Below are 10,421 nucleotides of genomic sequence, written 5' to 3'. Positions count from 1 at the left end.
CCCCAACTTGGGGGCCGCGGAAACACGCTCTGGTCCATCTGCACCTCGCCCACTCCATGGAACGACGGGCACCGAGGCCGCCGACGTGCCATAAACTGGGGACCGGTTTCACGTTCCTCAATGACAAGGAGTCCACCATGGCCAGCGAGTCCTCGTTCGACGTCGTCAGCAAGGTCGACAAGCAAGAAGTGTCCAATGCCCTCAACCAGGCCGCCAAGGAGATCTCGCAGCGCTATGACTTCCGAGGGGTGGGAGCCTCGATCGACTTTTCGGGCGAGAAGATCCTCGTCAAGGCCAACTCGGAAGAGCGAGCCAAGGCTGCCTTGGACGTCTTCGAGTCCAAGCTCGTCAAAAGAGGCATCTCCCTCAAGTCCTTGGACGCCGGCGAACCGTACGCCTCCGGCAAGGAATACAGGATCGAGTCCTCCATCAAGGAGGGCATTGCTCAGGACCAGGCCAAGAAGATCACGAAGCTGATTCGTGACGAGGGCCCGAAAGGCGTCAAAGCAACCATCCAGGGCGACGAATTGCGCGTCTCGTCGAAGTCCAGGGACGACCTCCAGGACGTCATCACCCTGCTCAAGGGATCTGACCTGGACGTCGATCTGCAGTTCGTGAACTACCGCTGACTTCCTCCGATCCGCGCCGCGGACCCGGCGAAAGTCCCGGCCGAATGAACGAGTCCCCGTGTTCCGCGGAACACGGGGACTCGTTCATTCGGCCGATCAATCGCCCTGGTCGGCTGTGGCGTCAGTTGTACCGCGGCGAGTTGCCGCCGTAGCCGGCCATGTTCTCCAAGCGGGCGATCCTCTTGTCCATCGGCGGATGCGTGGAGAACAGATTCTGCATCTGGGCCATGCGGAACGGGTTGGCGATCATCATGTGGGCCGTGTTGACGGTCCGCTGATTCTCGGGATCCATCGGGGCCTGCTGAGTCCCCTGCTGCAGCTTGCGAAGGGCCGACGCCAGCGCCAACGGATCATCGGTCAGGCGGGCTCCGTCCTCGTCGGCGTCGTATTCCCGCGTACGGCTCACGGCCAACTGAATCACGGTCGCGGCCAGGGGTGCGAGCAGCGCCATCAGGATCGCGGCGATGGGATTGCCACCACGCTCCCGGCCCCCGAGCGCACCGCCGAAGAACACCATGATCTGCGCGACCGAGGTGATGACGCCCGCGATCGCGGAAGAGATCGACGAGGTGAGGATGTCTCGGTTGTACACGTGCATCAGTTCGTGCCCCAGAACGCCTCGCAGTTCCCTCTCGTTGAGCAACTGAAGAATCCCCTCGGTGCAGCAGACGGCCGCATGCTGAGGATTGCGCCCCGTGGCGAAGGCATTGGGCGACATGGTCGGAGCGATGAAGAGACGTGGCATGGGCTGGTTGGCCTTGGACGAGAGCTCCTCGACGATCCGGTACATACCGGGCGCCTCATCACGGGACACCGGCCGCGCCTGCATCGAGGCGATGGCGATCTTGTCGCTGTTCCAGTAGCTGACGGCCGTTGCGACAAGCCCGCCGATCGCGAAGACCCAGATGAAGATGCTGCGGCCGCTGCCTGCAGAGAGAACGGCGCCGACCGCGAGCAGGATGCCGAACATCCCGCCCATGAGCAGGACCGTCTTCAGTCCGTTGAAATGATTGTGCATTGTTCCGCGCATCTCCTTGCGTGGCCGTGGGTTCTGGCGCGCTGAGTCCCGGGCAACGATCGCCGCTCGGGACTCGAGATGGTTCAACTGTAAAGCACTTCTCGCCCCGAAACGACCGCGCCCCGGAGCGCCGGCCGTACTATTCTGACAACCGCCGCTTGACCAGTCCTGACGTAGCCCTGGGAGTTTCCACAGGTTCGTCTTATTGTGAGCGACTCAGAATAACGGTACAGTGGTGTGCATGACATCAGTTCATCAGCACCCCGGCCACGCCCTCGAGGGACCGTCCCTCGATGATCTGCGTGCCCAATGGTCCGATGAACTGCGCTCTCGCGGACGGAGGGTGACCAAGCAGCGTATCGCGGTCCTGACTGCCGTGCATCGGCACCAGCATTCGCCGGCCGAAAATATCGTCACCTACGTACGGGACGAACTGCCGAATATAACAGTCCAGTCCGTCTACGTGGTCCTTGCGGACCTGACCGACATCGAGTTGCTCCGCAAGTTCCAGCCGCCGAACACACCCGCCCTCTACGAGACGCGCGCATCGGACAATCATCACCACGCCTTGTGCGTCGTCTGCGGTCGTATCGAAGACGTCGATTGTGCCATCGGTGAAGCACCCTGTCTCACCCCTTCGGAGACCCACGGCATGTCGATCATTGCCGCGGACGTCGTCTACCGGGGAATCTGCCAGTCGTGCCGCTCCTCCGAGGAGGGCACGGGTTCACCGGATCCCCACGCCGCACACGCGGCCCCCACATCGTCCGGGCTCACGGCTCACTGAGTCCGGCCATCACACCATCAACACACACAAGAAGAAGGAGATCATCGATGACTGAGTTCGTCTCGAACCAGAGCACCACTGATCCTACGAAGCCCTCGACCACCGAGTCGGGCGCACCCAGGGAGTCGGACGCCAATTCCCTGTCCGTCGGCCCCAACGGCCCGCTGATGCTGCACGACGTCGCCCTGGTCGAGAAGCTCGCACGCTTCGACCGGGAGCGCGTCCCCGAGCGCAGCCCGCACGCCAAGGGCTCGGGCGCGTTCGGCGAGTTCGAGGTCACCGAGGATGTCAGCAAGTACACCAAGGCCAAGTTCCTCCAGAAGGGCACCAAGACCCCGATGCTGGCTCGCTTCTCGACCGTTGCCGGTGAGCTCGGTTCGCCGGATACGTGGCGGGACGTCCGCGGCTTCGCCCTGAAGTTCTACACCGAGGACGGCAACTTCGACATGGTGGGCAACAACACCCCCGTGTTCTTCGTGCGCGATCCCATGAAGTTCCCGGACTTCATCCACTCCCAGAAGCGGACCCCCGATTCCGGTCTGCGCGATGCCAACATGCAGTGGGATTTCTGGAGCCTGTCGCCCGAGTCTGCCCACCAGGTCGCGTACCTCATGGGCGACCGCGGCCTGCCGCGCAATTGGCGCCACATGAACGGCTACTCCTCCCACACCTACATGTGGGTCAACGAGGATGGCGAGCGGTTCTGGGTCAAGTACCACTTCCTCACCGAGCAGGGCGTGGAGAACATGACCAACGAGGAAGCCGAGCAGCTGGCCGGTTCCGATGGTGACTACCACCGCCGCGACCTGTTCGAGGCGATCGACCGGGGCGACTTCCCGTCATGGCGCCTCGAGGTCCAGGTCATGCCGTACGAGGATGCGAAGACCTACCGCTTCAATCCCTTCGACCTGACCAAGATCTGGTCGCAGAAGGACTACCCGCGCATCCCGGTGGGCCGGTTCACCCTGACCCGGAATCCGCGCAACCACTTCGCGGAGATCGAGCAGGCTGCGTTCAGCCCCTCGAACACGGTTCCGGGAACGGGCGTATCCCCCGACAAGATGCTGCTCGGCCGCGTGTTCTCCTACCCGGACGCCCAGCGCAACCGTATCGGCACGAACTTCAACCAGTTGCCGGTCAACGCTCCCCTGGTCCGCACCAACTCCTACGACAAGGAAGGCCAGATGGAGTACCACCACAGCGGTGATGCTCCGGTCTACGCGCCGAACTCGTACGGACGCGCCTACCAGGACGAACAGGGCCCGGTGGAGAATGGTTGGGAGGCCGACGGCGAACTGGTCCGCGCCGCGTACACCCTGCACTCGGAGGATGATGACTTCGGTCAGGCTCATACCCTGGTCCGTGAGGTCTACGACGAGGGTGCCCGCGAGCGCTTGATCGAAACCGTTGCCGGCATGCTCGGCGACTGCGTCGAGCCGGTGCTCTCCAACGCGATCCAGTACTGGAAGAACATCGACCAGGAAGTCGGCGAGCGCATCGAGAAGACCGTCCAGCAGAACGCTGGCGACGACGTCCCCGGCGCCTGATGTTGTGAGTCCTTCCGCGGCCCCAGGCTGCGGGACCACACGGAGAGGGGCTTCCCACCAACGGTGGGAAGCCCCTCTCCGTGTGTCGGGTCGTCTGTCCGGCCCGTTCAGCAGCCTGATTCTGCGAAGTCAGGAGGCCCTGGTCCGGACCTTCTCCTGGAGCGCCGCGATCTCGAGGATCTCTCTGACCTGGTCCATCGGGAGGAGTGCACTCGGGCCCAGGGCGTTGATCTTGACGTGAGTCGCCCCGGACTCCACCGCGAGACGCATCGCATCCAGTGCGGGGACGGAACGCACCTGCAACTGCGGGTCCAGGGCCGCAACCTCGGGAGCCGACGTGAAGAGAAGGAACGTCTGTGGCTCCCCGTCGCCCTCGGGCTGGGCGAAGACGGGCCTCAACCCCTGTTCGCTCTCCCTCATGCCGAGCAGCAACACCGACCCCGGTCCCATGAAGGAACCGATCAGGCGCTGCATGCTCTTGGCGAGGAGAGCGTTCTTCGCCGCGTCGTTCCTGGGCGTGTTCATGGCCCACTCGGCCTGCGGCCCTTCGATGCGGCAGGAATCGGGCGAGTTCGGTTCGACGATGATGTCCGACAGGGTTTCGTCCGCCACGAAGTTCTGGAGGACGGAGACTCCCGACTCGCGGTTGAGCATCAGCTCCTGGGCAGAGCGACCGGAGGCGGAGACGACATTGCGAGCGGTTTCCTCACGCAGGTACACGGCCAGTGACCGCCGGCCGTCGTTTCCGAGGACAGCCTGGACCCTGACCTGTGAGCCCGGCCCCACACGTTCCCCGCGTGGACCGGGGACCAACGTGGAACCGGTGATGTCCAACAGGACCTCGCCGCCCATGAGACATCTCAGCACGTTCGCGATCGTCTGCTCCGTGGGCTTGTGGGCGAAGTGGGACAGCGCTTGTTCCACCTGTGGGTTCAGGGATTCCGGTGTGGTGTCGGAGTCCTCGTACGCGTCGTCGAACTGGGACGGGGCGATGGGGTGTGCGTGCCGTTCTTCGTCGGGAGACGGCGTGACCTGCTTCTCGGGTTGGTAACCCTGGGTTCGCTCGAGCATCCACTCCGGCAGGTGGATCCGGTCGCGGGGGAATGTCTCCCACTCCCCGACCAGGTCCTCCGCAGCCAGAGGGGACTCTTGCCCCCAGGACTCTGGCTCGTCGTCGTGATTGGTGTCGATACCGACCTGGTACTCGGGAACCGGCCACCCCTCGGCCTGAATGATGAGGCTGATCGACAGCCATGCTCCGTGAGCCCGGGTGTAAGTGGCCCGGCGATGTTCCCGCAGGAGCGGAAGGGCGCTCGAATCGTCGTCGATCAGGCCCGTGGACCCCGTCACTTCTCGCTCTCCGCGAAGTTCGGTGATTCGGGCCAGGAATGAGCCCGGTTCGCGCCGCGAAGGCTTGATGTCTGCGATGAGCTGGTCCCAACCCGGGTCCGTGGTGGTCGACGAGAGCAACCAGTGCCCCAAGCGGTTGACCGCCTCTCCGGCACGCTGTTGCCGCTCCTCCTCGGGCAGTTCCTCCGTCGGGTTGCTGGGAGCCGTACTTGGCATGGGATGTTCCTTCGGCTGATCACGTGCAACGTCGCCGCTGGATCGGCGACCTTTCCTGCCTCGAGCCTACACAGTCGGTGACAACTGAGGAGTCCTCTGCACGGGCGTTTACTTGCTAGCCTGTTTTCATGACGAAAACTCTGCAGGACTTGATTGACGAATCGATCTTCATCTCCACCGAATACCAGGCTCGTCTCGCCGAGATCAGCGGCGATTCCGAGTGGACGGTGGACTTCTCTGCACCGTCTTTCACGCTGGATTCCGATCCCTCGGTGTCGCTCGATCCCTATCTGCTCGGCACCGAATCGGACCAGCGCGGCTCGTGGATCTGGTCCTGGCAGGAGCTGGGGCATTTCCCCGACGTCGTCGTGACGGCAGCAGTGCAGGCGCGCGAGGCCGGCGAGCACCTGGGTGTCCAGGAGCTGACCACCGACGAGCTGGTGCTCTCGGAAGGGCTGGCACGAAGGCTCACGCTGGCGTCCAAGGCCGTCACGGGCGTATTCGCGCATTATCCCGCCGCGGCCGGCGGAGGAGTGCGTGCGTGGCTCCTGGTCGACGGCCCCCAGTTGGAGCTCCCGGAGCCCACGGTCAACCGCATGGGCAGGATCATGGCCCAGGCGCTGCAGACCAACACCGCGGTCCATCATCAGCGAGCCGTGGATTCCTACGCCCGTTTGCGCGGCGCCCACATTTCCTGGGACACGGAAGCCTGTGCGGTGATCACCGCGGCAGACGGCGCACTGCGACTGTGGTTCGACGACCACAGCATCTCCGGCATCGAACAGGCCGAGCCTGTGGTCAGCAAGCGTGAGTTGGCGCAGGCGGCCAAGGACGCAGACAAGCACCGTCAGGCGCTCCGGGAAGAGGCACGCAGGTCGCTGGCCATCGCGCAGCGCGAATCCGAACAGCAGCGTCTCTCCCGCGAAGAGGCCGAAGCCCAGCGGGTCGCCGCGACCGAGGCGGCGCTGGCGTCCGAGGACGAGCAGCAGGCGGCACCCGCGCTCGAGGACACCGAGGGAGTCGAGTGGACCCAGCCGACGGCCGAAGGCCAGCCCTTCGACCAGGAACCGCGCCAGGATGCCGAACCCGGGTTGGTCTCGACGCACATGGTCGAGGACGACGAGGCCGCGACCTCCGAACAGGCGGCCCCGGCCGCGGCTGCTGCGGCACCGGCCTCGCCCCCGGCCTCCGACGACGCGGTGACGGATGCGCACCCGGTGATCGAGGAGCCGGACTCCACCCGCACCCGCGAGCAGGAAGCAGAGGACGAGGACCGCCGGTCCGCCCTGGAGCGGCTCCGGGCCGAACAGGCCGAGAACGACGCGGCCCGCGCGGGAGAGTCCGCCGAGTCCGCCCCGGCGAGCGCCGCATCGGGTTCGACCGCCTCCACGGAGGCGGCCGACGAACGCGCTGAGCAGGCCGAACCCGCTCGGGCGGAGACCCCTGAGCGCGAGGCCGAGACTCAGAAGGGCGAGGAGACCAAGAAGAAAGGCTTCTTCAGCCGCTTCTTCGGACTGTAGAACCAGATCGGGTCCGGGCCCCGAGGGTCCGGACCCGCGGTTTCCCGCGCAGATCCGCGCCCCGCGAGTACGAAAGAATCCCGGCGACACCGATTCGAATCGGTGTCGCCGGGATTCTTTCCGTTGTCAGCCCGGGCCCCGTCAGGAGTCCCGGTGCACCACGGCTTCCGCGAACGATTTGAGGGCCTGTTTGACGGTTGTTTCCGGCAACGGTTCGAGGGTCTTGATGGCGTCGTCGGCCCACCGGTAGGCGATGTCCCACGCCGTGTTCGTGGCGGGGTGAGCGCCCAGTGCCTCGACTGCACGGGCCAGCGCCTCGTCCGAGCTGAGATCCGCCTCGATGAGGTCCACGATGCGGCGGGCCTCCTCGTCGCCGTCCTCGGCGGCCTTCCGCACCAGAATCGACGGCAACGTGGGCACTCCTTCGCGCAGGTCCGTCCCGGGAGTCTTGCCCGAGGTCTGGCGCGATCCGGTGACGTCGATGACGTCGTCGGCCAATTGGAAGGCGACACCCACCAGCTCTCCGTATCGGATCAGCGTCTGGACGGTCTGCTCCTCGGCACCGGCCAGGTGCGAGCCGTACTCGCACGCGGCCGCGATCAAGGAGCCTGTCTTGCCTTCGATAACCTTGATGTAATGGGCCAGTTGGTCCTCGTCCGGGTTGGCACCGGCCGTTTCGTACAGCTGGCCGAGCACGAGTCGTTCGAAGGTCTTGGCCTGCACGGCCAGGGCACGTGCCCCCAGGTCGGAGACCATGAGGGACGCTCGGGAGAAAATCAGGTCTCCCGTGAGAATCGCGACCGAGTTGCCCCAGATCGTGTGGGCTGCATCCGCCCCGCGGCGCTTGGAGGCGTCGTCCATCACGTCATCGTGGTAGAGCGTGGCCAGGTGCGTCAGCTCCGTGACGACCGCTGCCTCGATCGTGTCGTCGTTGATGCCGCCCGAAATCTCGGCGGCCAGGAGCGTCAGGAGAGGCCGGACCCTCTTGCCGCCGGCCTCGAGCAGGTGTCGGGCGGCGACGTCGGCCAGGGCGTCCGTGTAGTGCACGGCGCGGTCCAGGCGTTCCTCAACCTCACCGAGACTGCGGAGGATCTTCGGACCGAGCTCTTCGTCACGGGCGATGAGCTCGAATCCGGACGGCAGGTGCGTGTCCTCGGAACCCGCGAGAGCCTGGGCGAAAGCGCTCTCCGGCTGGTCGTCATGCTGTCCGGGGTGTGTATCAGTCACAGGCTTAACACTAACCGTTTCTCTCGGGGCCATAGGCCGTTGGCTTCGGATGGTGGTCACCGGGTGGAGGTCGCGGGCGTCAGGGATTCGATGATGTGCACCGCCTTGTCGATCGCGTTCCGAGGCTCCTGCGGCACCTGGTCGGCCATGACATCCACGATGACCTTCATCATCGCAGGGACCCTCATTCCGAGGGACACGGATGCCCTCATGAGCGCCGGGTGTCCGATCAGTTGCGCGCACGCGCGACCCAGGGTGAAGTGGGATCCCCACGTCGCTCTAATGATGTCCGGGTAGCGGTCGAGAACGAGTTCTCTCTGGGCCGGCCCGTTGGCCCGTGCGGCGTCGTCGACGACATCGGCTGCGACGCGCGCCGAGTGCATGGCATTGGCGATGCCTTCACCGTTGAACGGAGAGACCATGCCTCCGGCATCACCCAGCAGCATCAGACCGGGAACATAGTGCGGGGTCCGGTTGAATGCCATGGGCAGGGCCGCGCCGAGAACTCTGCCCCGGCGATGCTCCGCATCGAGGTTCCATTCCGGGGGCATACCCGCGGTCCATTCGGAGAGGACGCGTCGGTAATCGAGCTTTCCGAATTGCTCCGACGTGTTGAGGATTCCGAGGCCGACGTTGGCCGTGCCGTCCCCCACGCCGAAGATCCACCCGTATCCCGGCAACAGCTCGGGCCGGTCGCCGGATTCGGGGCGGTCCCCTTCGAGCTCGAGCCAGCCCTCCATCCAGTCCAGATCACCGAGGGACGATTCGTAATAGGCCCGGACGGCCACGCCCATGGGGCGGTCGTCCCGCTTGGCAAGGCCGGCCGAGACCGCGGTTCGGGTTGAATTACCGTCTGCCGCCAGAACGAGATCAGCATGGAAATCACGGGTTTCACCGGTGCGGCGCCCCCGCTCATCGTGCAGTTGCGCGCGGATTCCGACGATGCGTTCCGGATCCCCGGCCAGGTTTCGGGACAGGCCGGAAGGCCACGACGTGAGATCGCCCGCACGGATGACTTCCTGGGCCGCATGGCCTTCCAGTACCACTGCGCCGGCCGACCGGGCGTGGTCGGCGAGCTCCTCGTCGAATCCGTACCGGGTACGCACCAGCCCATAGCCGGGGACATCACCCTGGGATTCGAACGGAACCTCGAGGCTCCTGCCCGCCGCCCGCAAGCGGAGACCCTTCTGCCGGTGGTAACCCTGCTCGACGCCGTGAGGCAGACCCATGAGGTCCATCTCCCGCACAGCCTGGGGGGTCAGACCGTCCCCGCACACTTTTTCCCGCGGGAAGCGTGTCTTCTCGAGGACGGTGACCTCGTGCCCACCGCGCCCGAGCCAGTACGCGGCGGTGGCCCCGGCTGGGCCCGCGCCGACAACGATGATCTTCATACGACTAGGCCTTGGACCCCCGATGAAGGGCCACGATGCCTCCGGTCAGATTGCGGTACTGGACGTGCTCCCACCCGGCCTCGGCGATCACTCGAGCGAGCGGTTCCTGGTCAGGCCATGCGCTGATGGTCTCCGCGAGGTACGTGTAGGACTCGGGATTCGACGAGAACAGGCCTGCCACAAGGGGCAGCGCACGCATGAGGTATTCCTGGTAGACCAAGCGGAACGGCGTCCACGTGGGAGTCGAGAACTCGCAGATCACCAGCGTTCCGCCGGATTTCGTGACGCGGTGCAGTTCACGCAACGCCTTCGGATAATCGGCCACGTTGCGGAGCCCGAAGGACATCGTGACGGTATCGAATTCGGCGTCCTCGAAGGGGAGATCCGTGACGTCCGCCCGGACGAAATCGATCTCGGGATGCCTCCGCTTTCCTTCGACGAGCATGCCCTCCGAGAGGTCGGCCGCGACGACGTCGAGCCCCTCCTTCAGATAGGGCGCAGAGGAGGCTCCGGTGCCCGCGGCCACGTCCAGAATCCTTTGGCCGGCCTGTGGCTCGGCGGCCGCGACGGTCGCCTTGCGCCATCCGCGGTCCTGCCCCAGGGACAGCAACGAATTCATGAGGTCGTACTTCGGTGCGACCCCGTCAAACATTGCGGAGACTTCCTCGGACTTCTTGTCAAGATCAGCTCGGTTCACGCTGTCCATTCTGTCAGACCGGGAGCCGGCCCAGAACCT

At 65.2% G+C, this 10,421-nt stretch carries 9 protein-coding genes; 4 read left to right on the top strand and 5 right to left on the bottom strand.

The window, feature by feature from the left end; translation table 11 throughout:
- Positions 1 to 137 precede the first annotated feature (137 nt).
- Positions 138 to 629 (top strand): YajQ family cyclic di-GMP-binding protein, encoded by a 492-nt coding sequence (locus tag EWU68_RS04625; RefSeq protein ID WP_129314799.1) that lies wholly within the window; start codon positions 138 to 140, stop codon positions 627 to 629.
- A gap of 121 nt (positions 630 to 750) precedes the next feature.
- Here EWU68_RS04625 and htpX read toward each other — a convergent pair whose 3' ends face one another.
- The gene (gene htpX, locus EWU68_RS04620; RefSeq protein ID WP_129314797.1) at positions 751 to 1,647 is read right to left on the bottom strand and encodes a zinc metalloprotease HtpX; all 897 of its coding nucleotides are present in this window, start codon (positions 1,645 to 1,647) and stop codon (positions 751 to 753) included.
- Between the two features lie 241 nt (positions 1,648 to 1,888).
- Between htpX and EWU68_RS04615 the strand changes: the two genes are divergently transcribed.
- Both EWU68_RS04615 and EWU68_RS04610 read left to right on the top strand, forming a co-directional pair.
- On the top strand, positions 1,889 to 2,434 hold the full coding sequence (locus EWU68_RS04615; protein ID WP_129314794.1) for a Fur family transcriptional regulator: 546 nt from the start codon (positions 1,889 to 1,891) through the stop codon (positions 2,432 to 2,434).
- Positions 2,435 to 2,481: 47 nt separating this feature from the next.
- Positions 2,482 to 3,981 carry a catalase gene (locus EWU68_RS04610; RefSeq protein ID WP_129314791.1) on the top strand — a complete coding sequence of 500 codons (1,500 nt, stop codon included), beginning with the start codon at positions 2,482 to 2,484 and terminating at the stop codon, positions 3,979 to 3,981.
- A 129-nt stretch (positions 3,982 to 4,110) separates the two neighbouring features.
- Here the strand turns inward: EWU68_RS04610 and EWU68_RS04605 are convergent, their stop codons facing one another.
- Positions 4,111 to 5,547, bottom strand: a complete 1,437-nt coding sequence (locus EWU68_RS04605) for an SseB family protein (RefSeq protein ID WP_129314789.1) — start codon at positions 5,545 to 5,547, stop codon at positions 4,111 to 4,113.
- Positions 5,548 to 5,675: 128 nt separating this feature from the next.
- Here EWU68_RS04605 and EWU68_RS04600 point away from each other — a divergent pair, with 128 nt between their 5' ends.
- Entirely contained in the window at positions 5,676 to 7,067 is a 1,392-nt protein-coding gene (locus EWU68_RS04600) for a DUF6882 domain-containing protein (RefSeq protein ID WP_129314787.1), read from the top strand.
- 141 nt (positions 7,068 to 7,208) lie between these two features.
- Here the strand turns inward: EWU68_RS04600 and EWU68_RS04595 are convergent, their stop codons facing one another.
- Genes EWU68_RS04595 through EWU68_RS04585 form a run of 3 tightly spaced genes read right to left on the bottom strand, consistent with a single transcriptional unit; the run spans position 7,209 to position 10,391 of the window.
- A complete protein-coding gene (locus EWU68_RS04595; protein WP_129314784.1) occupies positions 7,209 to 8,327 on the bottom strand; it encodes a polyprenyl synthetase family protein in 1,119 nt (372 codons plus the stop codon).
- A 23-nt stretch (positions 8,328 to 8,350) separates the two neighbouring features.
- Entirely contained in the window at positions 8,351 to 9,685 is a 1,335-nt protein-coding gene (locus tag EWU68_RS04590; protein ID WP_129314782.1) for a geranylgeranyl reductase family protein, read from the bottom strand.
- 4 nt (positions 9,686 to 9,689) lie between these two features.
- Positions 9,690 to 10,391: a demethylmenaquinone methyltransferase gene (locus EWU68_RS04585; RefSeq protein WP_129314780.1), complete on the bottom strand. Its 702-nt coding sequence runs from the start codon at positions 10,389 to 10,391 to the stop codon at positions 9,690 to 9,692.
- Between the last annotated feature and the right edge of the window lie 30 nt (positions 10,392 to 10,421).

This window comes from Rothia koreensis (assembly GCF_004136575.1).
GTDB classification, from domain to species: domain Bacteria; phylum Actinomycetota; class Actinomycetes; order Actinomycetales; family Micrococcaceae; genus Rothia; species Rothia koreensis.
The sequence above is the reverse complement of the archived record's forward strand: the minus strand, read 5'-3'. Positions and strand labels throughout refer to the sequence as shown.

What these genes read in the sequence shown, in the direction of transcription:
- EWU68_RS04615 (WP_129314794.1), top strand. Translation starts at nt 1,889, where the DNA reads ATGACATCAGTTCATCAGCACCCCGGCCACGCCCTCGAGGGACCGTCC.
- EWU68_RS04625 (WP_129314799.1), top strand. Translation starts at nt 138, where the DNA reads ATGGCCAGCGAGTCCTCGTTCGACGTCGTCAGCAAGGTCGACAAGCAA.
- EWU68_RS04585 (WP_129314780.1), bottom strand. Translation starts at nt 10,391, where the DNA reads ATGGACAGCGTGAACCGAGCTGATCTTGACAAGAAGTCCGAGGAAGTC.
- EWU68_RS04605 (WP_129314789.1), bottom strand. Translation starts at nt 5,547, where the DNA reads ATGCCAAGTACGGCTCCCAGCAACCCGACGGAGGAACTGCCCGAGGAG.
- EWU68_RS04595 (WP_129314784.1), bottom strand. Translation starts at nt 8,327, where the DNA reads ATGGCCCCGAGAGAAACGGTTAGTGTTAAGCCTGTGACTGATACACAC.
- EWU68_RS04590 (WP_129314782.1), bottom strand. Translation starts at nt 9,685, where the DNA reads ATGAAGATCATCGTTGTCGGCGCGGGCCCAGCCGGGGCCACCGCCGCG.
- EWU68_RS04600 (WP_129314787.1), top strand. Translation starts at nt 5,676, where the DNA reads ATGACGAAAACTCTGCAGGACTTGATTGACGAATCGATCTTCATCTCC.
- htpX (WP_129314797.1), bottom strand. Translation starts at nt 1,647, where the DNA reads ATGCACAATCATTTCAACGGACTGAAGACGGTCCTGCTCATGGGCGGG.
- EWU68_RS04610 (WP_129314791.1), top strand. Translation starts at nt 2,482, where the DNA reads ATGACTGAGTTCGTCTCGAACCAGAGCACCACTGATCCTACGAAGCCC.